We start from the raw sequence: 23364 nt of genomic DNA, 5'->3' as shown, positions 1-23364 counted from the left end.
TATAAAGTTCTAATTTTAACTTTCTAAGACTTAATTATTTTTGAAATTCAGCTTATTTTTAAAAAAATCTTAGAATAAATTTAATATTTATTTATAGCTTAAATTCACTTCCAGCATTTAAAATCCCACTATAATACAAATAAAAGAAAACAAATCCTAAAATAATACGATAAATTCCAAAAGGGATAAAGTCGAATTTAGAAATAAATTTTAAGAAAAATTTTATAACTAAAACTGCAACAATAAAAGCAGTGATAAAACCTATGCCTAAAGGAATTAAAGAATTTGCATTGCTAAGAAGCTCAGGCTCTTTATAAATGCTATAAGCTGTAGCGATAATCATCGTTGGAATGGCAAGCAAAAAACTAAACTCAGCCGCAACTTTTCTATTAAATCCTAACAAAAGCCCACCAATAATACTTGCTCCACTCCTTGAAGTGCCAGGAATCATGGCTAAAGATTGAAAAATACCTATACAAAAAGCTTGTTTAAAGCTTATTTCTTCTAAAGAATTGATACGATATTGTTTATTTTTGTGCGCAAGTTCTATAAGAATAAGCACAACACCACCAAAAATGAGCATTCCAACCACAACCCAACCATTAAATAAAGCATTTAAGTATTTTGCCACAAAAAGCCCTATAACTCCAGTAGGAAAAAATCCCACTGCAAGTTTTAACCAAATATCAAGCCCTTGAAACAATTTACGCCAAAATACAAAAATTACCGCCAAAATAGAACCAAGCTGGATAATAATCAAAAAACTTTTCCAAAACTCATCTATATCAATACCTAAAATAGTCGTACCTAAAATCATATGTCCTGTTGAAGAAACAGGTAAAAACTCAGTCAGACCTTCTATAATTCCAAGTATTAAAGCATATAAATTTTCCATTTTAATCCTTGAATGATAATTGCAAAAGAAAAATTATATCAGAATGGATTAAATGGGGTTTTAACCCCAAAAATTAAGCATCTTTTTTAACAATACGCTTAATGAAATATAATACAACTCCCACAAAAAAGATAAGTGCTAAAAGCTCGCTATCATGAAAATTTGTTAAATTTAAAGCTAAAGGATTTTCACTACCACCCATGCTTACTGAAAATACAGTAATTCCTGCGATAATTACCCCAAAAATACTTTCACCCACTATAAGCCCTGAAGCAAAAAGCGTGCCTCTTTGCTCACAACTTGCAAGTTTTTCTTCTTTATGAGAATTTTTTGCATATTTTTTAGTTAAGTATTGCATTACAATATATTTTAAAATTCCGCCTATAACTAAAGGTATATTTACAGCAGGTGGAAGGTAAATACCTATTCCAACGGCTAAAGGTGGCAAAGACATCTTCTGTGTTCTTCTTAAAATTTTATCTATAATAATCATTAAAATTCCTACAAATACACCAAAAGCCATATAACCCCACTCTATATTGTGATGAAAAATTCCTTGAGCGATAGTACTCATTAAATTCGCTTGCGGTGCTGCTAAAGCCGATGAAGCATCCATACCTTCTCTTGGCATTGCCCCAACAAAACCATAGGCTTGATAAAGCAAATTTAAAACAGGAACTATAGCCAAAGCACCAAAAACACAGCCTACAAGTAAAGCAACTTGTTGCTTCCAAGGAGTAGCTCCGACTAAATGCCCTGTCTTTAAATCTTGTAAATTGTCATTCGAAATAGCAGCTGTAGCCAAAATAACACTAGTAGTAAAAATAGCTAACGCTACTGCAAATTTAGAAAGCATAGGATCTTGAAAAAGTTCCACACCTAAAACCAAAAAAACAATAGAAGAAATAATAACACCAATAAGTCCGATTCCAGAAATAGGACTAGAAGAAGATCCTACAAGTCCTGCCATATATCCGCAAGCTGCTGCAACAAAAAAACCTATTAAAACAGAAACTAAAGTTCCAACAAATGAAAATAGCATTTGATAATAAATGCTTAAGTTAGCATCTTCAACAAAACTATAAAAAGTAATAAATAAACCCACAACCATTAAAACAAAAAGTATAAAAATACTTTTTAAAGAAAGATCTATATTTGTTCTTTCATTTTTTTCTTGATTAGTAATTTTAACATTTTTAACAATTTCTTTAATACCTTCAATAACGGGTTTTAAAAGTTCTATTAAAGTCCAAAGCGCTGCTATAGCAATAGCTCCTGTTCCTATAAGCCTTACTTTAGAACTCCATACACTAGAAGCTAAATCTACGGCATTTTTTGCACTATCGAATTCAAAATTTGAAAGATAAGGAGTAAAAATACCCCAAGCTAAAAACATACCTACAAAAAGAGCTATAGCACCTGCTAAACCGACTAAATAACCTGCTCCTAAAAGTGCCAAAGAATATCCCATAGAAAAACCAAAAGCCATTTTATTCCAAATGAAAGCAAAATTACTCTCACTTGCAGTGAGTTTAAAACCATTGCTTAATAAACTAAAAATAGCAGCTATAAAAGAGCCTAATGCTATTTCTTTAATACCTTGTTTTCCTTTTTTATTACTCTGATCTTTATTGGCTACTTTTAAAATTTCAGCTGCGGCCCTACCTTCAGGATAAGCAAGTTTGCTTTCAACTACCATAGCCCTTCTTAATGGTATAGTAAAAAGCACTCCAAGTCCACCACCACAAAGACATATCATAAAAGTTTGCCAAAGTGGAAATTCACTCCAATACCCACACATAAAAAGTCCTGGGATAACAAAAATAACTGATGATAAAGTTCCTGCTGCTGAAGCTTGAGTTTGAACCATATTATTTTCTAAAATATTTGAAGTCTTAAAAAGACTCAAAACCGCCATGGAGATGACCACAGCTGGAATTGATGATGAAAAAGTAAGTCCCACTTTTAACCCCAAATATACATTTGAAGCTGTAAAAATAATAGTTAAAATACTTCCCAAAATCAAACCCCTTAAGGTAAGTTCTGGTAAATTTTGTTTTTTGTACATCATTTCTCCGTTTTAAAATTTACTTTCAACGTTAAAAAATATTCTTATAAGTTTAAATTTATAATTTTTCTCTAAAGCAAAATAAAATAATACAAAAAAACGCTTATATTTTTATAAATTTTTGACTCAAAAATATCATAAAACAATGAACCAATCATTGAAAAATCAAAAGTTTTTTTATTTTAATTATATTATCCCAGCTACCTCAGCAAAAATCAAGCAAATAATACTTATACCCCATATATAAAAAAAGCTTCTTTTGATATGATCTTTAATATTAACCTCTGCTAAACCGCAACCTAGCAAAGTTGCAGGCACAACAGGAGAAATAAATGTCGCACAATTTCTTGCTATCACCATGATAATAGCTATAGTCAAAGGTTCAGCGCCAAAAGCCTTAGTTACACTCAAAACTATAGGCATCACTCCATAAAAATAAGAATCTGTACAAAAAATAATTGCCATTGGAACAGCTAATATCCCTACCATCAAAGGAATATAAGCGCCTAAATAATCTGGAACAAAATTTAAAATCAAAACACCCATTTTCTCCATAATACCACTTTTATCAAATACGCCTATTAATATCCCAGCACCAATTAAAGTAATATACATAAGCATTGCACCAGCACTTGCACGATCTAAAACTTTTTTAGCTATTTTTAAATTAGGATAATTAAGCGGTAAAATTATTGCAAGTCCTATCATAAAGCAAATATAACTAGGAAAAATACCACTAATTAAAAGCCCAATAACCCCAATAGCTACAAGTAAATTTAACCAAAACCATTTTTCATTATGGTGTTCGCTTTTTTCTATATTTAAATTTATTCCCGACAAGTTACCTGCGCCTGCACCTCTTTTTATTTCTATCTTAGCAATCCAAATTGCCAAAAGAAGGGATAATACCAAACCTACAATCTGAATAGGTATAATATGGTGCCAAAGCAAATTTGCATCCATTCCTATATTAGTAGCCGCTCTTAAAGTAGGACCACCCCAAGGAATAACATTCATAACCCCCATAGCCGAAGTAATAATCAATAACATTGAAGTCTTTCTTATACCTAGACGCTCATAAATAGGTAATAATGCAGGTATTACAATAAGAAAAGTAGAAGCACCTGAACCATCTAAATGCACAGCAGCAGTAATAAAAACAGTAAGAATGCAAACTTGATATACATTAGCTTTCATTTTTGATAAAAACGCATTTAAAATTTTAGTAAAAAAACCACTTGCATTTAAAACACTAAAAAAGAGTATAGAAAAAACAAACAAAGCTGCCGTATCCGTTACGCTTTTGACTCCATCTTTAATAAAAGCAACCAATGTTTTAATATCAAAAACACCTCCTTCTTTAACCCCTAAAGCTGCACCCACGCCAAAACCAAGCTGTTCAAGAATAAGTAAAATACAAGCTACACTAATACTTACACTTATAAAAGCTAATGCTGGAGTAGCATAATCTTTTAGCAAAAGCCAAACTATCAATCCTAATGAGAAAAAACCCAATAAAGCTAAAAAAATTTCCATATCCTATCCTTTTGTATCATTTTTATTCAATAATAAAATGGATATTTTAAGTCCAACTTATATGTGTTTAAATTTATAGATTTTTGGAAAAAATATATTTTTTAATGTAACTATTTTAAACAAGAATAAAAAATAATTTTTAATTATTTTTGATAAAGTATTCACTCTTTTAAATTTACAACTAGAAGTAACGATTGGTAAATATGATAAATCACATAATCTTATCAAAACTAAAAAGTCAAAATTTTTAACTTCACATTCACTTCACTTAAAAAGTTTATAATGTTATCACTTTACATTGAAGGAGAAATAATTATGAAAAAAAGTATTTTATTTGCATCAGCACTTTTAGCTAGCTCAATGCTTTTTGCAGATAGTCTAAAACTTGAAGGTACTATTGCACAAATTTATGATAACAATAAAACCTTGCTTATTGACTCAATTTATGGCGGACAAATGGCTATAAAAGTTCTACCAAATACCGAAATAGAAATGGATGATTGTGGTATTTTTGGAACAGATAAAGATGGAACTTTTAAAGACTTAAAGGTTGGAAATTTTTTAGAAAGTAAAATTTCTTATGGAACACCTGCTACGCCAAATACTCAAGCTATTCCAGTAGCTAGAAAAATTGAAATTCAATGTTATAAAAAAGCTTATTAATATAAATCCCTTAACAAGGGATTTATAAAAATCATTCTTTACTAAACTACTTCATCACTCTTAAATAAAAATTTAAACTCTTTTTTAACAAGCAATTTATAAAATAACACTTATATTTTCATCTAAGGCAAATAATGAAAAAATGGATTTTTATTGTTTTTTGTTTTATATTAGGTTTTATTATTCATATATTTTATATAGGATACACTAACGAACTTTTATTTAATAAATTTATTAAAAACAGCAATCCTGATTATACAATTACAGATATTTACTTCAAAAAAGGTTTTTTAACCTCTAAAGGAAGTTTTACTTTAAATCACTCTCATACACAGCTTTCAACTAAAATCAACCTTAAATTTAATAATTATTTTTTCTTAAATAAAATTATAAAAGGAAATTTTACAAATCCTTTTGATTTTTTAGATGAAGTGTTAAAAAACAATAAATTAGGAACTTTTACTCTCAAATTACACGATAACAACTCTAAAATATTTCTAAATATTAAAGATATAAATTTAAGCAATGAAGGCGGAGATACCATCATAAACGGCGGATATATTGAAGCTTTAATAAATAAAAATTTAGAAATTAAAAACATTAAAATACATTTTGATATGATTAATTTTTCTCAATTTTATACTAAATTTGTATTGCAAAATTTAAATTACGAACAATTTTTTAACAATCCTGTACAATTTTATGAGTTAAATTTATTTAGTGATAGCCAACAACAAATCAACTTTGATTATCTTGTACTAGATAACAATAAAATCAATTCTTTTTATAGCAAAAACCAAGTAAATTTTAATGAAGAAAATTCAACAATAAACTTAAACATACAAGGAGAATCCAATGAAATTGATATTGATCTTAAATCTTTATTGGGTCAGAATTTAAATTTTGACAAAACAAAATTTAATATAACCATAAATAAATTTCTTAACTCAAATTTCAATATCTCTCATTTTATTCAAAAAAATCTTGATCTAAAAATACAAAATTTAATTCTTGAAAAAAATAAACAAAACATCAGTCTACAAGGCAATTTAAATATCAACAACTCTTATCAAGCAAAATTACAAGTTATCAGTTTAGATGAGCCTGATGAAATTTTTCCTTGGACAAAGGATTATGGAGGTTTAAATCAATATTTTTTAAAAGAAAATAATAACTTTTTTCTAAATTTATCTTATGATAGCTTAGCCAATCCTCAGCTAAAAATTAATGGTAGTGAATTTTCAAATATGGATTTAAATTAATGAGCCTAGCTTTGACCTTTCGCCCTGAAAATTTTGATGATATTTTAGGACAATATGAGCTTATAGAAATTTTCAAAAAATTTACTGCTTTACAAAAACTTCCTCATAGCATTTTTTTTGGAACAGCAGGTTCTGGAAAAACAACTTTTGCTAGAGTTGTAGCCAAAGAATTTGGCTTAGATTTTTATGAATTTGATGGAGGAAATTTTAAACTCGAAGAACTAAGAAAAATTTTAGATAATTACAAAAATAGTCTTTATAAACCTTTAATTTTTATTGATGAAATTCACCGCCTTAGCAAAACCCAACAAGAAATGCTTTTAATTCCTATGGAAAATTACCGTTTAATTTTAATCGGCGCAAGCACTGAAAATCCCTATTTTGTTTTAAGTTCTGGTATAAGAAGCCGTTCCATGCTTTTTGAATTTAAATCTTTAGGGGTAAAGGAACTTGAAACTTTACTCTTGCGTGTACAAGAAAAAATGAAATTTAATATTGATAAAGAAGCTAAAAATTTTCTACTTAAAAGTGCTGATGCAAGAGCTATGCTAAATTTGCTTGAATTTGTCTTGGTTTTAGATGAAAAACATATCAGTCTTGAAAATCTTAAAAAACTTCGCAACACCATAAGTAGCGAAGGTGCTAGCTCAAAAGATACACATTATATTTTAGCAAGTGCAATGATAAAAAGTTTACGTGGAAGTGACGTTGATGCAGCTATTTATTATCTTGCAAGACTTATTGATGCAGGAGAAAGTGCGGATTTTATCGCTAGGCGTTTGGTAATTTTTTCAAGCGAAGATATCGGAAATGCCGATCCAAATGCTTTAAATTTAGCAGTTTCGACTCTAGAAGCTGTTAAAAATATAGGTTATCCTGAAGCAAGAATTATCCTAGCCCAATGTGTAGTTTATTTAGCAAGCACAATCAAATCCAATGCAAGCTACAAAGCTATCAATGAAGCTTTAAACTATGTAAAAAATAATGAAGCTTTAGAAATACCTAATTATCTTAACAACAATCATCAAGAAAAACAAAACTATCTTTATCCACATGATTTTGGTGGCTGGGTAGAGCAAAAATATCTTAGTAAAAATTTAAAATTTTATCATAGCAAGGGCTTAGGAGAAGAAGCAAAATTGTTAGATAATTTATATAAATTAAAAAACCATAAAGCTTAATTTTATTATTTAAAATTTACAAAATAAATGCTAAAATCAATATTTTATTTTCAAGGAAAAAGATGATTAAAATAGGAATTTATGGCGCTAAAGGACGCATGGGAAAACAGATTGAAGAATGTTTAAAAGGCGAAACGCAAGCACAAAGTTCGATGCTTTATGATAAGGGTGGAAATTTAGAAGAACTTTTTGAAAAAAGCGATGTGATTATTGATTTTTCTTCCCCAAGTGGAACTCATGAACTTTTAAATTATGCAAGAACCATGCCTAAACCTTTGGTAATAGGTACAACAGGACTTGATGAGAAAATTTTACATTTGATGCAAAGTGCTAGTGAAGTGATGCCGATTTTTTATGCGACCAATATGTCTTTAGGTGTTGCAGTTTTAAACTATCTTGCTAGCAAAGCAAGTCAAATGTTAAAAAATTTTGATATAGAAATTTTAGAAATGCATCATCGCCATAAAAAAGATGCACCAAGTGGTACGGCTATGACTTTAGCCCAAAGTGTAGCAAAAGCTAGAAATTTAGAACTTGAAAAAGTAAGAGTAAGTGGAAGAGATGGCATTATAGGTGAAAGAAGCAAAGATGAAATTGCTGTGATGAGTTTAAGGGGTGGCGATATAGTAGGACGCCATACAGTAGGTTTTTATGAAGATGGTGAGTTTTTAGAACTTAATCATACCGCTACTTCAAGGGCGACTTTTGCTAAAGGTGCGATTAAAATCGCTATTTGGCTTAGTAAGCAAGAAGCAAAAATGTATTCAATCAATGATTTTTTAGGAATTTAAAATGTGTGCAGTTGTAGGAGTTATCAATTCAAAAAATGCTAGCACTTATGCGTATTATGCGCTTTTTGCTATGCAACACCGTGGGCAAGAAGCAAGTGGTATTAGTGTGAGTAATGGTAAAAATATTAAGACTATTAAAGCTAAAGGTGAAGTGAGTCAAATTTTTAATCCTGATAATCTAAAAACTTTAGAAGGTGAAATCGCTATAGGGCATAATCGCTATTCTACAGCAGGAAATTCAAGTTTAAACGATGCTCAGCCCATAGTGGCTACTTCAGTTTTAGGTGATATTGCTTTAGCACATAATGGAAATTTAGTCAATAAAGAAGAAGTAAGATCAAGACTTATTCAAGATGGGGCTATTTTTCAAACCAATATGGATACAGAAAATGTTGTTCATCTTATTGCAAGAAGTAAACAAGAAAGCCTAAAAGATAGATTTATTGAGAGTTTAAAAGAATGTATAGGGGCTTATTGTTTTGTTTTAGCAAGCAAAGATAAACTTTATGTTGTAAGAGATCCTCATGGGGTGCGTCCTTTATCTTTAGGCCGTTTAAAAGATGGAGGCTATATAGTTGCTAGTGAAACTTGCGCTTTTGATCTTATAGAGGCTGAATTTATTCGTGATGTTAAACCAGGGGAAATGCTTATTTTTACTCAAGGAAATGATAAATTTGAAAGCATAGAACTTTTTTCTCCAACTCCTAGAATTTGTGCTTTTGAATACATTTATTTTGCTAGACCTGATAGCATAGTAGAAGGCAAAAGCGTGTATGAAGTGCGTAAAAAAATGGGTGAAACTTTAGCTAAAAAATTTACTTATAAAGCAGACTTTGTTGTTCCCGTGCCAGATAGTGGAGTAAGTGCAGCTATAGGTTTTGCACAATATTTACAAATCCCTCTTGAAATGGCAATAGTAAGAAATCATTATGTAGGAAGAACCTTTATAGAGCCAACTCAAGAGCTTAGAAATTTAAAAGTAAAATTAAAGCTTAATCCTATGCGTAAAGTTTTAGAAGGTAAAGAAATTGTAGTCATTGATGATAGCTTGGTGCGTGGCACTACTTCTAAAAAAATAATTTCTTTGCTTCGTGCTGCAGGAGCAAGCAAAATCCATCTTGCCATAGCTTGTCCTGAGATCAAATTTCCTGATACTTATGGCATAGATACTCCAACTTTTGAAGAACTTATCAGCGCAAATAAAAATACTGAAGAAGTGCGTGAATATGTAGAAGCTGATACGCTAAGTTTTTTAAGCATAGAAGAATTAACCCAAAGCATAGGCGATGAAAGGAAATATTCTTTAATCAGTTTTGATGGAGATTATTTTATTAAATAATTTTATTTTAAATTAGGATTAGGCAAGGTTGCACTTGCACTTCCTACATTTATATTTTGAGTTGGTGGCAAAGGAGTATTTGGTGTATCAATTTGACTTAAAAGCTCTAAAGTTTGATTAAATTCAAAACTTTCTTCAGGATTTTGCCCTAAGAATTTTTGCATAAATTCTTTTTTAGAAATAGCTTCATCAAGTTCTTTATCACTTCCTTTTTGATAGGCGCCGATGCGAAGCAATACTTCATTTTCTTTTAAAAGCGAGTTTAAACGCTTAAATTTTCTTGCCCAAAGTTTATGCTCAGGACTTATAATATCGCTCATTACCCTTGAAGCGGAGTTTTGTATATTGATAGGAGGATAAATTCCAAAGTCTGTTAATTCACGACTTAAAACAATGTGTCCATCTAAGATAGAACGACTTTGATCGGCGATTGGATCACTCATATCATCGCCATCCACCAAAACGGTAAAAAAGGCCGTTATAGTGCCTTTACCTTCTTCTTTACCCGTTCTTTCCATGAGTTGAGGCAAAAGACTTAAAACACTTGGTGGATAACCTTTGGTTGTAGGAGGCTCCCCAAGAGCTAGTCCTATTTCTCTTTGCGCCATAGCAAAACGTGTTACACTATCCATGATAAAAAGTACATCTTTACCTTGTTCTTTAAAGTACTCTGCCACACTCATTGCGCAAAAAGCACCGTATTTACGCATTAAAGCACTATCATCACTTGTAGCAACAATAATCACTGTATCATCGAGCTTTCCACCTAAATTTTTTTGTATAAATTCAGGAATTTCACGCCCCCTTTCTCCTATGAGTGCCACTACTTTTATAGGAGCTTTGGAATTTTTAACTATCATTCCCATAAGAGTGGATTTTCCCACTCCGCTTCCTGCAAAAATACCAAGTTTTTGCCCTACACCACAAGTTAAAAGTGCATCTATGGTTTTAACCCCAACAGGAAAAACTTCTTCTATAAGCCCTCTTTTCATCGCATCAATAGGTGCACGCATTATAGGCATATATTTACTTACTTCTATAGCTCCTTTACCATCTTTTGGACGCATAAAAGGATCTACTACCCTGCCTAAAAGTTCATCGCTAACGCCTATTTGCATACCTGCATCACTTATGAAAGCACGATCGCCTATTTTAAAACCTTCTATAAAAGAAAAAGGGCTTAAATAGCTAAATTGTTCTTTGATTTCTACAACCATAGCTAGAGTGTTTAAATTTTCATTTTCATTGGAAACTAACTTCACTATATCTCCAACCCCTGTTTTAAGCCCACGAATTTCTATACTTGTAGCAGAAATTTTTGTAATCTCTCCAAAAATAGCACTTAAATTTTCTTTACCAAGTTTGGAACGTAGTTTTTCAAGATTCATTAAAATCTTACCTGTTTAGCAGAGTTTATGAGAGAAAAAAATTCCTCTCTAGTTTTTTCATTTTTCAAGAAAATTCCACGCAAAGCTGAAGTTGTAGTGGTGGAATTAGCTTTTTGTACTCCACGCATTTCAACACACATATGTCTTGCTTCTATGACTACACCCACACCTTTTGCATCGACATTTTCCATTAAAGCTTGTGCGATTTGTTCGGTAAGTTGTTCTTGAATTTGAAGTCTTCTTGCAAACACTTCTACAAGGCGTGGAATTTTGCTTAAACCTACTACTTTTTTATTAGGGATATAGGCTACATGAGCACGCCCAAAAAAAGGTAAAAGATGATGTTCGCAAAGACTGTAAAATTCTATATCACGCACCAAAACCATTTCATTATTAGAGCTTTCAAATAAAGCATTATTTAAAATATCTTTGACATTTTGCGTATAACCACTAGTAAGAAATTCATAAGCTTTAAAAACACGATTTGGTGTTTTAATCAGTCCTTCACGATTTGGATTTTCTCCTATAATTTCAAGCATAGTTTTAACACAATCTTCAAATTTTTTTTGCAAACTTTTCTCCAAAAATATTTTTATTATTTTAATAATAATGTAATATTGCAATTTTATCATAAATTACTTTAAAATTTTATGCAAGTAATAAGGAAAAATTTGCTATGATTGAAAGCAAATTTTATTTTATAAGGAAAAAAACTATGGAAGTAAAGGCAAAGCAACTAGATTCTGTTAATGCGACTGCTAGTGTAAAAATTCCTTCAGGAATCATTAAAAATGAAGTAGAAAATTTAGCAAAAAAAGCTTCTAAAAGCGTAAAAATGGATGGGTTTAGACCAGGAAAAGTTCCTGTAAGTGCTGTGCTTAAAAGATATGAAAGAGAACTCACTCAAGACGCGGAACAAAATCTTTTTAAATCTGCTGTAAATAGTGCTTTACAAGAACTTAAAAAAGAAAGTAAAGAGCTTGTAGGTGAGCCATATTTTGAAAAATTTGATCGTAAAGATGGAGAAATTATTGCTGAGTTAATACTTTCTTTTAAACCTGAAATTAAACTTGAGGGTTATGAAAAACTCATCCCTGAATATCAAACTCCAAAAGTAAGTAAAAAAGAAATTGATGAGAAAAAAGACGAACTTTTAAAGCGTTTTGCTACTCCTGAAGCTATAAAAACAAAAAGAGCTTTAAAAGAAGGTGATTTTGCAAAATTTGATTTTGAAGGTTTTGTAGATGATAAAGCTTTTGAAGGTGGTAAAGCTGAAAATTATGTTTTAGAAATTGGTTCTAAGCAATTTATTCCAGGTTTTGAAGATGGTATGATAGGAATGAAAATAGGTGAAGAAAAAGATATCAAAGTAACTTTCCCTAAAGAATACGGTGCAGCGCATTTAGCGGGTAAAGATGCGGTATTTAAAGTAAAACTACATGAAATTCAAGAGCTTAAAATTCCAGAGCTTGATGATGAAATGCTTAAAAAACTTTTACCAGGAGAAGAAAAAACTAGTGTTGAAGTTTTAGATGAAAAATTAAAAGAGCAAATCAAAAATGAAAAACTTTTTAAACTTGTAAATGACGAATTAAAAGGTAAATTTGCAGATGCTTTGATTGAAAAATATAATTTTGATTTACCTAAAGGGATAGTAGAACAAGAAACTGATATGCAAATGCGTGCAGCTTTTAATACTTTTAGTGAAAAAGAAATTGAAGAGCTTAAAGCAAGTAAAGAAAAATATCAAGAAAAACGTGATTCTTTTAAAGAAGAAGCGCAAAAAAGTGTAAAACTTACTTTTATTATTGATGAGCTTGCAAAATTGCGTAAGATTGAAGTAAATGATCAAGAATTGATCCAAGCGATTTATTTTGAAGCATATCGCTATGGTATGAATCCAAAAGAGCATTTAGAAAACTATAAAAAACAAGGAGCTTTACCTGCTGTGAAAATGGCTTTAATTGAAGAAAAACTTTTTAATGATATTTTTATGCCAAAAACAGAAAAATCGGAAAAAGCGAGCAAAAAAGAGAAAGAAGATAAATAATGTTTATTCCTTATGTTATTGAAAAATCCAGTCGTGGTGAAAGAAGTTATGACATTTATTCACGCCTTTTAAAAGATAGAATTATTATGCTAAGTGGCGAAATTCATGATGAACTTGCTGCTTCTATCGTAGCACAACTTCTTTTTTTAGAAGCTGAAGATCCTACAAAAGATATTTATCTTTATATTAATTCTCCAGGCGGTGTCATTACAAGTGGTTTTAGTATTTATGATACTATGAACTATATCAAACCTGATGTTTGTACGATTTGCATAGGACAAGCTGCTTCTATGGGAGCATTTTTGCTTAGTTGTGGCGCAGAAGGAAAACGTTTTGCTTTGCCTAATTCACGCATTATGATTCATCAACCTTTAGGTGGAGCTAGAGGTCAAGCCACAGATATTGAAATTCAAGCTAAAGAAATTTTAAGACTTAAAACTATACTTAATGATATTTTGGCAAAAAATACTAAGCAAAAAGTTACAAAAATAGCAAAAGATACAGAAAGAGATTTTTTCATGTCAGCACAAGAAGCTAAAGAATATGGACTGATTGATAAGGTTTTGGAAAAAAGTTTTAAATGATTTCTTTGGAGATCATTTAAAACAAAGGTTTTTTAATGGTTAGAAAAATTATCACTTATCCTAATCCTAGACTTTTTTTAAACTCTGAAATTGTAAATAAATTTGATACAGAACTTCACACCTTGCTTGATGATATGTATGAAACTATGATAGCAAGTAATGGAGTAGGTTTAGCAGCTATTCAAGTGGATATTCCTTTGCGTGCTTTACTTGTGAATATTTTTGATGAAAATGATGAACAAAAAAAAGAAGATTTGCTAGAGATTATTAATCCTGAAATTATTCCTTTAGATGAAGAAATGATCACTTGCACAGAAGGGTGTTTGAGTGTGCCAGATTTTTTCGAAGAAGTAAAACGCTATAATCATATCTTACTTAAATATCAAGATCGCTTTGGAGAATTTAAAGAGCTTGAAGCAAAAGGTTTTTTAGCTGTGGCCATTCAACACGAAAATGATCATTTAAATGGACATTTATTTATAGAAAAAATTTCTTTTGCTAAGCGTCAAAAATTCGATAAAGAATTTAAGAAAAAGAAGAAAAATCATAAAAAAGAGAAATGAAAAAACTAAAGTGCATAAGCTTTCATGAAGGCTTAGACATTATAGAGGTAGAATCCACTTTTACAAGAGGTTTGCCAAATTTAAGCATAGTAGGACTTGCAAGTGCAGCGATTAAGGAAAGTATCGAACGCATCAAAGCCACGCTTTTAAGTTGTGATTTTGCTTTTCCTGCTAAAAAAATTACTATCAATCTTAGTCCTTCAGGCATCCCAAAAAAGGGATCGCATTTTGATTTGGCTATTGCTTTATTAATCCTTTTGCAAAATGAAGAATTAGATGACTTTTTTGTAGTAGGAGAATTAGGACTTGATGGAAGTATTAAAAGCACAAATGAGCTTTTTTCTTTACTTTTGTTTCTCTCTGCTAAAATTAAAAAAGCTAAAATCGTTGTTCCAAAAAGCATAGCGCAAAAAGCTTCCATGATACCAAATTTGGAGGTTTATGGACTTGAAAATTTAAATGAAGCAATAGAGTTTTTTAAAGAAAAAAATTATGAAAATTTTCACTTCTCGCACAATCATCCTTTATTTACAAACCCTTTGCAAATAGAAAATGAAATTTTTTTACAAAATATGGATTTTAAACTTGATTTTAAAGACATCAAAGGGCAGGAAAAGGCTAAAAGAGCTTGTATGATAGCTGCTTTAGGTATGCATAATATCTTATTTGAAGGAAGTCCAGGAAGTGGTAAAAGTATGTGTGCTAAACGCCTTGTTTATATCATGCCTCCTCAAAGTTTAAGTGAAATTTTAATGCAAAATGCTTATATGTCTTTAGATTCAAAAGATTGTGAATTTACTAAAATTCGTGCTTTTCGTCATCCTCATCATACTTCTACAAGAGCAAGTATTTTTGGCGGAGGAACAAAAAATGCTAGAATTGGAGAAGTCGCACTTGCAAATGGTGGAGTATTGTTTTTTGACGAATTTCCACATTTTAACAAGCAAATCATAGAGAGTTTAAGAGAGCCTTTAGAGGATCATAAAATTCATATTTCAAGAGTAAATTCCAAAATCACTTATGAAACAAAATTTAGCTTTATAGCTGCTCAAAATCCTTGTCCTTGCGGAAATTTATTTTCTAAAAATCTTTCTTGTGTTTGTAGTGAAAATGAGATTAAAAAATACAAAAATCACATTTCAGCTCCTATTATGGATAGGATTGATCTTTATGTAGCTATGGATGAGATTAGTAAGGATGATAAAACAAGTATAAGTTCTAAAGAAATGAGTGAAAAAATTTTGCAAGCTTTTATTTTTGGTAAAAAACGAGGGCAAAAAGAATTTAATGGGAAATTAAAAGATGAAGATTTAAGTCGTTTTTGTGTATTGGAAAAAGATGCTAAAGATACGCTAGATTTAGCAATTTCACGTTATAATCTTTCTTTGCGATCGCTCAATAAAATTTTAAAAGTTTCAAGAAGTATAGCGGATTTAGAACAAAGTTTTAATATTAACAAAACCCATGTTTTAGAAGCTTTAAGCTTTAGAGCAAGGAGTTAAAATGGAAAATAAAAGTATAGCTATCTTTATAGATGCAGAAAATATCCCTGCAAAATATGCTAAAAGTATTTTTGATATCGCTTCAGATTACGGAGAGGTTATCATTAAACGCATTTATGGAGACTGGACTCAAAAAAATATACAAGGTTGGAGAGAGCAAATTGCTGAATATTCTTTAATCGCTATGCAACAATTTAATTTTGCAGCCAATAAAAACTCAAGCGATATGTATTTAATCACTGAAATCATGTCTATATTTTATGAAAAAAACATAGATATTTTTGTTATTGTTTCAAGCGATAGTGATTATACTTCACTTATTCAAAAATTAAGAGAAAATAAAAAACAAGTTATAGGAATGGGGCTTGAAAAGTCTATAAAATCCTATGTAAATGCTTTTAGTGAATTTTTTTATTTAGATAAAGATAAAGAAGATATTTTAAGCAAGGATTATTTAAGAGCTTTAATCAATATCACCGAACAGCTCATCGATGAAAAGGGGCGTGCCGAATACGCACTAATACGCACTAATATGAACCGCAAATACTCGGATTTTCATCCGCAAAATTATGGTTTTAAGAATTTTCGTGCTTTGATCCAGAAATTTTTACCTAAAATGAAAAAATTTGAAGAAGAAAGAGAAAAAAATATATATTTTTTGGTGAAAAAAGATTATGAAAGCTATTATTGATAATATAAACATTTTAGAACAAAATACTATAAATAAAGGCTTAGATGAGCTTATTTTAATGGAAAATGCGGGATTAAATTTAGCCAAACTAATTAAAAAAGAAGCTAAAAAAATCTGCATTCAACGCAAGATTAAAAAAGTAAAAATACTTTTTTTATTAGGCGGGGGTAACAACGCTTCAGATGGCTTGGTGGCTTTAAGAAATTTAAAACACGCTAAAGCTTATAAAATAGGATTTAAAGAAAATACGCTTTTTAAAAAACAAGAGCAAATTTTACAAAATTATGCTTTTAAATTTTGTAAAAAAGAACCCAATTTTAAAAAATTTCATATTATTATTGATTGTATTTTAGGTACAGGCTCAAATCGTTGTTTAGATGAAAAAACAAGTTTAATAATTCAAAAAGTTAATCAAAGCAAGGCTTTAAAAATAGCTTGTGATATGCCTACAAATTTGGGATTTTATCCTTGTTTTAAAGCTGATATTACACTTTGCATGGGAGCTTTAAAGGAAATTTTACTTGAAGATTTTGCTAAGGAATTTGTAGGAAGGATTAAAATAGCCAATTTAGGCATTAGCTCTAAGAAATTTTACCCTAATTCTCAAGCTTTTTTGCTTGAAAAAAAAGATTTAAAAACTATAGATAGAAAAATCAACACTAATAAAGGAAATTTTGGCCATATTTATATAGTTGCCAATGCAAGCGCTGGAACTTTAGCAGGACTTGGAGCCTTAAATTTTGGAGCAGGTCTTGTTTCTTTAGTAGCACAAAAAAGTTTCTCACCTCTTTTGATGTTAAAAGAAAAAATTGAAAATAATGCAAGTGCTATTGCTTTAGGTATGGGGCTTGAAAATTTGGATTTTCTAAAAGATGAAATTTTGCAAAACACTCCTTTGATCTTGGATGCAAACTGCTTTTTAAGTGAAGCTTTGCTTTGGTATTTAAACAGAAAAGATGTTGTTATAACCCCTCATCCAAAAGAATTTATAAAACTTTATAAAATGTGCTTTGATGAGGATTTAGATATAGAAGCATTGCAAAAAAATCGCTTTTTCTATGCTAGAAAATTTTCGCAAAATTATGATTGTGTTCTTGTTTTAAAAGGAGCAAATCCTATTATTGCGCAAAAAGAAAAATTATTTGTTGTAAATTTGGGAAATCAAGCCTTAGCTAAAGGTGGGAGTGGAGATGTTTTAAGTGGAATGATTGCTGCACATTTAGGTTTTGGTTTTAGTGCTTTAGAAGCAGCAAAAAATGCTACTTTAGCTCATGGGCTTGTTGCAAAAAAATATAAATTTAATAAAAATAGCTTTGACGCTTTAAAACTTATCAAAGGATTAAAATGCTTGTAAAATTAGCTGTACTTTTTAGCGGAAATGGAAGTAATTTAGAAAATATTTTAGAAAAACTTCATAAAAAAACCATAGGGGAAAATACCTATGAAGTAGTACTTTGCCTTTGCAATAAAAAAGATGCTTTTGGTATACAAAGGGCAAAAAAATTTGGTCTTGATACTGTCATTGTTGATCATAAGGCTTATAATACTCGTGAAGAATTTGATACGATTTTAGTACAAAAAATCAAAGAAAGTGGAGCAAATCTTACTGTATTAGCAGGTTTTATGAGAATTTTAAGTCCTGTTTTTACAAAAAATATTAAAGCGATCAACCTTCATCCTTCTTTATTACCCCTTTTTAAAGGAGCACATGCAATTAAAGAAAGCTATGAAAGTGATATGAAAGTGGCTGGCGTGAGTGTGCATTGGGTCAATGAAGAACTTGATGGTGGGATGATTATAGCTCAAAAAGCTTTTGAAAAAAGAAATTTGAGTTTTGAAGAATTTGAAGAAAAAATTCATAGCCTAGAACATGAAATTTTACCCTTAAGTGTGATTGAAATTTTTTCTTAAAGAATTAAAGGCATTTGCTTTAAAACTATAAAATATCGCTTTAAAAAAATTTTAAAATTTTCAAGGAAATTTATGTTTGAATGGATATTTAGTATTGATGCTTGGATTACTTTAGCTACTTTAAGTGCTCTTGAAATTGTACTAGGGATAGATAATATCATTTTTTTAGCTATTTTAGTAAGTAAACTACCCCCTGAACATCGCGATAAAGGACGTATCTTAGGTTTAGCTTTTGCAATGATTACAAGAATTTTACTTCTTTTGTCTCTTTTTTGGGTGATGAAACTTGTAACACCTTTGTTTAGTGTATTGGGCAATGAAATTTCAGGTAGAGATCTAGTTCTTTTACTAGGTGGGCTTTTCTTGATTGTAAAGTCTATTAAAGAAATTAAAGAGCAAATTTCTCATCAAGAAGAAAGCCAAAGTCATTTTAAAGCAAGCAATAAACTTTGGATAGTTGTAGCTGAAATTGCTGTGATTGATATAGTATTTTCACTTGATAGTGTTATTACCGCAGTAGGAATTGCTCAAGATGTAACCATCATGATTATCGCTGTTATTATCGCAGTAGCTGTGATGCTTTTTGCTTCTAAACCTATAGCAGATTTTGTTGAAAAATATCCAAGCATTAAAATTTTAGCCTTAGCCTTTTTGGTGCTAATAGGCGTAGTTTTAGTTGCTGAAAGTTTTGATATTCATATTGATAAGGCATATATTTATACTGCTATGGCTTTTGCTTTAGTGGTGCAAATTTTAAATATTTTAGATCAAAGAAAGGAAAAAAATGGCTAAAGACGCTAATGGAACAGAACTTAACGCAGGTGATAGCGTGAGTGTAATAAAAGATCTTAAGGTTAAAGGTGCAAGTACAACTTTAAAACGTGGAACTACTATAAAAAATATTAAGCTCACTTCTAAAGAAGGTGAAATTGAGGCTAGAGTAGATAAATTTGGCGTTATTGTTTTAAAGACTGAATTTTTAAAGAAAATCTAGGCAAAGAATGTGCGAATCTTACTTGTTTTAAGAGGGAATTATTACGCAGGACAAGAAGAATTTATCAAAAATAATAAACTTCAAAATTATACACTTGATTTAAATGCTTTGCGTCTTTTATCAGGAAGCGTTAAAAATATAGTCAGTGAATATAAAATTTTAAATGTTAAAAATGATGAAGATTTGAGTAAAATTTTACTCAAACTTCTAGAAATGCGTATGCAAAAAGGTGAGTTTTGCATCATAAACGCTTACAATGAAACATTAAAAATTTACAAAGACTTAGCTAAACAATATCGCTATAAAATGTATGTTATTGTTTTTGATAGCTCTTTAAAACAATGTCAAGAAAAAAATCTTTTAGAAGCTAAAAAAAATGGATATATCATCCCTTATGCTCTTTTGGAAAAAACTCAAGATTTACTCAAAAAAAATCCAAAAAAATATCCAATTTTAGACTCAAATGACTGGAAAAAATGTCTTTACCAAATGCCAAATTTAAGTAAATATAAAAAAATTCATCATATAGGAGATTTACAAGGTTGTTATAGTGTTTTAAAAGAATACATTAAAACAATCAAAGAAGATGAATTTTATATATTTTTGGGAGATTATATCAACAGAGGTATAGAAAATGGCAAAGTAATAAAATTTCTTTTAAAAATTTGCGAAAAAGAAAATGTATGCTTATTAGAAGGAAATCACGAAAGACATCTTATAAAATGGGCTAATGGAGAATTGTCAAATTCCAAAGAATTTAATGAAAATACTTTAAAGGATTTTAGAAAAGAAAAACTTACTCTAAGAGATGCTAGAAAACTCTATCCTCATCTAAAAGAATGTTTATACTACAAATTCCAAAATAAATTCATATTTTGTTCACATGGAGGAGTAAATTTTATACCCTCCAAACCTGAAAAAATAAGCTTTATACCAAGCCATGATTTTATTTATGGTGTAGGTGGATATGAAGACAGTCAAAAAGTGGCAAATCAATTTTGTAATTTCACCTCGGACAATCTTTATCAAATCTTTGGACACAGAAATAAAGAAAAACTTCCTATGAAAATAGCCAAAAGGGTATTTTTATGCGAGGGTAAAATAGATGATGGTGGATATTTACGCGTAGTTACACTAGATAAAAAAGGTTTTGAGTGTATAGAAATTAAAAACCAAATTTACAAAAAGAAATAAGCCTAAAGAGACTTATTCTTCATCTTTATTGGTTTTTTTAACCACCTTAACACGCTCTATAGAATTCCCATTCATTTTTTTAACTTCATAGTAACAAAGTTCATCTTCAATGCGATCTCCTACCATAGGTAAGCGTCCTAAAAGATTAAATACATATCCACCTATAGTAACTTGTTCTAAATCCTCATCATAGTTTATTACAAGCATTTCTTCAACAGTTTCTATATCGCATCGTCCTTGAAATTCATAGATATTTTCAGCAAGTTTTTTATAGCTGTCTTCTTCATGCTCGCTTTTAATTTCACCAATAATTTCTTCCATGATATCTTCCATGGTTAAAATTCCAGCAGTTCCACCATACTCATCAACTACTAATGCAGTATGAGAGCGTTCTTTATTCATCATTACAAGTACTTTTGAAATGCTGATATTTTCAGGAACCAAAATCAAAGGTTTAACAAAAGTATCTAAATTTTGACTTTTATGGTTTAATTCATTTTGTATTATATCTCGTATGTGTATCATCCCTAAAATAGTATCTTTAGAACCGTCAATATAAGGAAAGCGAGTATGTTTATATTCACAAATGATTTGCATATTTTCTTTGTAACTTTTTTGTTTATTTAGACAAATCATATCTTTTCTAGGAGTCATAATCTCTTTAGCAACAGTATCTGAAAAATCAACAGCATTGCGTATGATCTCTGTTTCAAATTCATCTAAAACTCCACCTTTTTGACTCTCACTTGCTATGATTTTAATTTCTTCTTCGCTATGAGTTAGCTCGCTTTCTTTAGCAGGTTTTATTCCAAAAAGTTTCAAACTTATAGCTGCTAAAAAATCGAAAATTTTAATACAAGGCAAAAAGAGTATCCAAAACCAATGAAGCGGTCTAGCTATAAATAAAACCGCTTTATCCGCAACTGCAATAGCTATACTTTTTGGCACAAGTTCTCCTAAAACCACATGTAAAAGAGTAATAATGCTAAAAGCAATAATAAAAGCTATAGTATGGATAACAACAGTGTTAAAACCAAGATTAATAAGCGGAATTTCTAGCATTTTTGCAATAGCAGGCTCACCTATCCAACCAAGAGCTAGAGAACTTAAAGTGATTCCTAATTGACAAGCACTAAGATAAGTATCAAGTCTTGAAGTAACCTCCAAAGCTTTCTTGGCACCAGCTTTTTTTTCTTTTACCATCTCTTCAAGCTTGGAACGACGTACTTTAACAATACTAAATTCAGACAAAACAAAAAAACCATTTAAAAACACTAGAGCAAGTGCAACAACAACCATAAGTATAGAATATCCTGCATCAAAAGATGCTGTAGAAGTTTGGTTTAAATCCAAAACCTGACTGGGGTCCAATGAAGCTCCTTAAGAAATAAAATATTATTAAACCTTATTATACACAATTAAAAGTAAATTTAATATTTGAATTTTTTCTTGTATTTTATAAGAAAAAACTAAGACTTATAAGAAATATTTTTCTCAAATTCTTTTAAACGCTTATATATACTTCTAAGTTGAGTGATAGTTGTCCAGTTTGTGATAAAAACACTAAAAGAGCTTCGTACTTGATCAAAAGCATTGTTAATCTGCATTACAATACCAAGTCCTATAGCTCCAGCAAAAAGCCCTGGTGCCATGATTAAAAATGGCACTATAACTATCATTTGCTCAAATAAAATGAGCCAAATATTAAAATATCCATAATGTAAAAAAAGTCTTTTATAGTTAAATTTAAGCCCTGTAAAAAGCTCTATCATAGTCTCATTTTTAGCGTATTCTTTGCGATTATCCTCAGCATAAACAAGCTCTTTTCTAAAAGCTGCTTCAGCTTTTTGATTGTTATATTCAAGTCCAGGAAGTTTAATACCTACAAACCATGACACAACCAAGCCTCCTAAAGAAATCAAAAGTGCAACATAAACAAGCAAACCATCAATATTTTTTAAAAAATAAAAAGAAGAATTTTCGCTTAAATTTGCAAATAAAGCTTTACTCACAACATCACTTAAACTCCATAAAATCGGAATAAATGCTACAAGGGTCATCAAAGCTTTTATAAAACTAAGTCCTAAACTCTCTACGATTTTGGAAAAATTATAAGTATCTTCTTGAATTCTTTGCGAACTTCCTTCTATATTGTCATCTTTATTTTTCCAAAATTTTAAATAAGAAAAAGTCATAGCCTCACGCCACTTAAAAGCATAGACACTAGCAAAATAGATATTAATCGTAGCGATTAAAACATAAGGAATAGCAATAGCCAAAAAAACTAAAATCAAAGCATAAAAATCATTTGCTGAATAATTTGGCTTTTCAATCATAGCCCTAGAGTTGAAAAAATATTCTAATAAATTTTGATAATAATACAATGCGCCTTTATTGATAAAATTAGCTTTTTGGAAATTTTGCTCAGCTCTTTGATTAGCCTCTTGGATTAAAGTGGCATTATTTTCGAAATTAGTTTCTATTTTTTGCGTAGAATTAGAATCCAAAAGTTCTATTTTTGGCTTTTGTAAAACATTGTAAAAATCACTATACCATGAATTTATAGCAACATTAAGACTTGTTTGAATAAAAAGAAAAAATAAGAGTAAAAAAAGTCCTAAATAAGCCCATAAAGCCCATTTTTTACTTTTAAAAAATGAAGAAAACATGCTACCACCTTTTAAAAGAAAAATTTTAATCAACTTTATTTAATCAAGAGTTTATTAAAAATCATAAATTTATCAATATATGT

The 23364-nt window shown here is 30.1% G+C and carries 22 protein-coding genes; 15 read left to right on the top strand and 7 right to left on the bottom strand.

Annotated elements, in window-relative coordinates; genetic code table 11:
• Positions 1 to 91 precede the first annotated feature (91 nt).
• The 3 genes from AJ884_RS03995 to AJ884_RS03985 all read right to left on the bottom strand — a co-directional run bounded on the left by AJ884_RS03995 (position 92) and on the right by AJ884_RS03985 (position 4499).
• Positions 92 to 895 (bottom strand): undecaprenyl-diphosphate phosphatase, encoded by an 804-nt coding sequence (locus AJ884_RS03995; RefSeq protein ID WP_002860630.1) that lies wholly within the window; start codon positions 893 to 895, stop codon positions 92 to 94.
• A gap of 73 nt (positions 896 to 968) precedes the next feature.
• Positions 969 to 2966: an OPT family oligopeptide transporter gene (locus AJ884_RS03990; RefSeq protein ID WP_074470014.1), complete on the bottom strand. Its 1998-nt coding sequence runs from the start codon at positions 2964 to 2966 to the stop codon at positions 969 to 971.
• A 183-nt stretch (positions 2967 to 3149) separates the two neighbouring features.
• Positions 3150 to 4499 (bottom strand): CitMHS family transporter, encoded by a 1350-nt coding sequence (locus AJ884_RS03985; RefSeq protein ID WP_070233478.1) that lies wholly within the window; start codon positions 4497 to 4499, stop codon positions 3150 to 3152.
• Positions 4500 to 4814: 315 nt separating this feature from the next.
• Here AJ884_RS03985 and AJ884_RS03980 point away from each other — a divergent pair, with 315 nt between their 5' ends.
• The 5 genes from AJ884_RS03980 (at position 4815) to purF (ending at position 9735) form a co-directional block, all read left to right on the top strand.
• Positions 4815 to 5162, top strand: a complete 348-nt coding sequence (locus AJ884_RS03980) for a hypothetical protein (protein ID WP_002915799.1) — start codon at positions 4815 to 4817, stop codon at positions 5160 to 5162.
• Positions 5163 to 5296: 134 nt separating this feature from the next.
• Positions 5297 to 6424, top strand: coding sequence for a hypothetical protein (locus AJ884_RS03975; protein WP_002915802.1), 1128 nt, complete (start codon positions 5297 to 5299; stop codon positions 6422 to 6424).
• A complete protein-coding gene (locus AJ884_RS03970; protein WP_057036093.1) occupies positions 6424 to 7605 on the top strand; it encodes a replication-associated recombination protein A in 1182 nt (393 codons plus the stop codon). The genes AJ884_RS03975 and AJ884_RS03970 overlap by 1 nt, the downstream gene beginning before the upstream one ends.
• 62 nt (positions 7606 to 7667) lie before the next feature.
• A complete protein-coding gene (dapB, locus tag AJ884_RS03965; protein ID WP_070233479.1) occupies positions 7668 to 8396 on the top strand; it encodes a 4-hydroxy-tetrahydrodipicolinate reductase in 729 nt (242 codons plus the stop codon).
• Position 8397: 1 nt separating this feature from the next.
• A complete protein-coding gene (gene purF, locus AJ884_RS03960; protein ID WP_070233480.1) occupies positions 8398 to 9735 on the top strand; it encodes an amidophosphoribosyltransferase in 1338 nt (445 codons plus the stop codon).
• A gap of 2 nt (positions 9736 to 9737) precedes the next feature.
• On the opposite strand, the gene fliI is transcribed toward purF, so the two are convergent.
• The gene (gene fliI, locus AJ884_RS03955) at positions 9738 to 11123 is read right to left on the bottom strand and encodes a flagellar protein export ATPase FliI (RefSeq protein WP_002854283.1); all 1386 of its coding nucleotides are present in this window, start codon (positions 11121 to 11123) and stop codon (positions 9738 to 9740) included.
• Complete coding sequence (gene folE / locus AJ884_RS03950; protein WP_002880936.1) at positions 11123 to 11695, bottom strand: GTP cyclohydrolase I FolE; 573 nt, start codon at positions 11693 to 11695, stop codon at positions 11123 to 11125. Before folE ends, fliI begins: the two co-directional genes overlap by 1 nt.
• 143 nt (positions 11696 to 11838) lie before the next feature.
• On the opposite strand from folE, the gene tig reads away from it, so the two are divergent.
• The 10 genes from tig (at position 11839) to AJ884_RS03900 (ending at position 20612) form a co-directional block, all read left to right on the top strand.
• Positions 11839 to 13173 (top strand): trigger factor, encoded by a 1335-nt coding sequence (gene tig, locus AJ884_RS03945; RefSeq protein WP_070233492.1) that lies wholly within the window; start codon positions 11839 to 11841, stop codon positions 13171 to 13173.
• Positions 13173 to 13757 carry an ATP-dependent Clp endopeptidase proteolytic subunit ClpP gene (gene clpP / locus AJ884_RS03940; protein WP_002861003.1) on the top strand — a complete coding sequence of 195 codons (585 nt, stop codon included), beginning with the start codon at positions 13173 to 13175 and terminating at the stop codon, positions 13755 to 13757. Before tig ends, clpP begins: the two co-directional genes overlap by 1 nt.
• 35 nt (positions 13758 to 13792) lie before the next feature.
• Positions 13793 to 14320, top strand: coding sequence for a peptide deformylase (gene def, locus AJ884_RS03935; RefSeq protein ID WP_002861002.1), 528 nt, complete (start codon positions 13793 to 13795; stop codon positions 14318 to 14320).
• Positions 14317 to 15822, top strand: coding sequence for a YifB family Mg chelatase-like AAA ATPase (locus tag AJ884_RS03930; RefSeq protein ID WP_070286471.1), 1506 nt, complete (start codon positions 14317 to 14319; stop codon positions 15820 to 15822). Before def ends, AJ884_RS03930 begins: the two co-directional genes overlap by 4 nt.
• Before the next feature lies 1 nt (position 15823).
• Positions 15824 to 16513, top strand: a complete 690-nt coding sequence (locus AJ884_RS03925; RefSeq protein WP_070233482.1) for an NYN domain-containing protein — start codon at positions 15824 to 15826, stop codon at positions 16511 to 16513.
• Complete coding sequence (locus AJ884_RS03920) at positions 16497 to 17867, top strand: bifunctional ADP-dependent NAD(P)H-hydrate dehydratase/NAD(P)H-hydrate epimerase (RefSeq protein ID WP_070233483.1); 1371 nt, start codon at positions 16497 to 16499, stop codon at positions 17865 to 17867. Before AJ884_RS03925 ends, AJ884_RS03920 begins: the two co-directional genes overlap by 17 nt.
• Positions 17858 to 18424, top strand: coding sequence for a phosphoribosylglycinamide formyltransferase (gene purN, locus AJ884_RS03915; protein ID WP_002870679.1), 567 nt, complete (start codon positions 17858 to 17860; stop codon positions 18422 to 18424). The genes AJ884_RS03920 and purN overlap by 10 nt, the downstream gene beginning before the upstream one ends.
• 72 nt (positions 18425 to 18496) lie before the next feature.
• On the top strand, positions 18497 to 19216 hold the full coding sequence (locus tag AJ884_RS03910) for a TerC family protein (RefSeq protein ID WP_002851673.1): 720 nt from the start codon (positions 18497 to 18499) through the stop codon (positions 19214 to 19216).
• On the top strand, positions 19209 to 19418 hold the full coding sequence (locus AJ884_RS03905; RefSeq protein ID WP_002857271.1) for an alkylphosphonate utilization protein: 210 nt from the start codon (positions 19209 to 19211) through the stop codon (positions 19416 to 19418). The genes AJ884_RS03910 and AJ884_RS03905 overlap by 8 nt, the downstream gene beginning before the upstream one ends.
• 9 nt (positions 19419 to 19427) lie before the next feature.
• Positions 19428 to 20612: a metallophosphoesterase gene (locus AJ884_RS03900; protein WP_070286470.1), complete on the top strand. Its 1185-nt coding sequence runs from the start codon at positions 19428 to 19430 to the stop codon at positions 20610 to 20612.
• Positions 20613 to 20624: 12 nt separating this feature from the next.
• Here AJ884_RS03900 and AJ884_RS03895 read toward each other — a convergent pair whose 3' ends face one another.
• Both AJ884_RS03895 and AJ884_RS03890 read right to left on the bottom strand, forming a co-directional pair.
• Entirely contained in the window at positions 20625 to 21983 is a 1359-nt protein-coding gene (locus AJ884_RS03895) for a hemolysin family protein (RefSeq protein ID WP_070286469.1), read from the bottom strand.
• 98 nt (positions 21984 to 22081) lie between these two features.
• The gene (locus tag AJ884_RS03890; RefSeq protein ID WP_070210606.1) at positions 22082 to 23281 is read right to left on the bottom strand and encodes a putative transporter; all 1200 of its coding nucleotides are present in this window, start codon (positions 23279 to 23281) and stop codon (positions 22082 to 22084) included.
• Positions 23282 to 23364: the final 83 nt, after the last annotated feature.

The organism is Campylobacter sp. BCW_6463 (assembly GCF_001762785.1).
GTDB lineage: Bacteria > Campylobacterota > Campylobacteria > Campylobacterales > Campylobacteraceae > Campylobacter_D > Campylobacter_D jejuni.
Note: the sequence above shows the minus strand (reverse complement) of the source record. Positions and strands in the feature narration are given on the sequence as shown.

Excerpts from the sequence above, each read along its gene's own strand:
- AJ884_RS03995 (WP_002860630.1), bottom strand. The coding sequence starts at position 895 with ATGGAAAATTTATATGCTTTAATACTTGGAATTATAGAAGGTCTGACT.
- AJ884_RS03990 (WP_074470014.1), bottom strand. The coding sequence starts at position 2,966 with ATGATGTACAAAAAACAAAATTTACCAGAACTTACCTTAAGGGGTTTG.
- AJ884_RS03985 (WP_070233478.1), bottom strand. The coding sequence starts at position 4,499 with ATGGAAATTTTTTTAGCTTTATTGGGTTTTTTCTCATTAGGATTGATA.
- AJ884_RS03980 (WP_002915799.1), top strand. The coding sequence starts at position 4,815 with ATGAAAAAAAGTATTTTATTTGCATCAGCACTTTTAGCTAGCTCAATG.
- AJ884_RS03975 (WP_002915802.1), top strand. The coding sequence starts at position 5,297 with ATGAAAAAATGGATTTTTATTGTTTTTTGTTTTATATTAGGTTTTATT.
- AJ884_RS03970 (WP_057036093.1), top strand. The coding sequence starts at position 6,424 with ATGAGCCTAGCTTTGACCTTTCGCCCTGAAAATTTTGATGATATTTTA.
- dapB (WP_070233479.1), top strand. The coding sequence starts at position 7,668 with ATGATTAAAATAGGAATTTATGGCGCTAAAGGACGCATGGGAAAACAG.
- purF (WP_070233480.1), top strand. The coding sequence starts at position 8,398 with ATGTGTGCAGTTGTAGGAGTTATCAATTCAAAAAATGCTAGCACTTAT.
- fliI (WP_002854283.1), bottom strand. The coding sequence starts at position 11,123 with ATGAATCTTGAAAAACTACGTTCCAAACTTGGTAAAGAAAATTTAAGT.
- tig (WP_070233492.1), top strand. The coding sequence starts at position 11,839 with ATGGAAGTAAAGGCAAAGCAACTAGATTCTGTTAATGCGACTGCTAGT.
- clpP (WP_002861003.1), top strand. The coding sequence starts at position 13,173 with ATGTTTATTCCTTATGTTATTGAAAAATCCAGTCGTGGTGAAAGAAGT.
- def (WP_002861002.1), top strand. The coding sequence starts at position 13,793 with ATGGTTAGAAAAATTATCACTTATCCTAATCCTAGACTTTTTTTAAAC.
- AJ884_RS03930 (WP_070286471.1), top strand. The coding sequence starts at position 14,317 with ATGAAAAAACTAAAGTGCATAAGCTTTCATGAAGGCTTAGACATTATA.
- AJ884_RS03925 (WP_070233482.1), top strand. The coding sequence starts at position 15,824 with ATGGAAAATAAAAGTATAGCTATCTTTATAGATGCAGAAAATATCCCT.
- AJ884_RS03920 (WP_070233483.1), top strand. The coding sequence starts at position 16,497 with ATGAAAGCTATTATTGATAATATAAACATTTTAGAACAAAATACTATA.
- purN (WP_002870679.1), top strand. The coding sequence starts at position 17,858 with ATGCTTGTAAAATTAGCTGTACTTTTTAGCGGAAATGGAAGTAATTTA.
- AJ884_RS03910 (WP_002851673.1), top strand. The coding sequence starts at position 18,497 with ATGTTTGAATGGATATTTAGTATTGATGCTTGGATTACTTTAGCTACT.
- AJ884_RS03905 (WP_002857271.1), top strand. The coding sequence starts at position 19,209 with ATGGCTAAAGACGCTAATGGAACAGAACTTAACGCAGGTGATAGCGTG.
- AJ884_RS03890 (WP_070210606.1), bottom strand. The coding sequence starts at position 23,281 with ATGTTTTCTTCATTTTTTAAAAGTAAAAAATGGGCTTTATGGGCTTAT.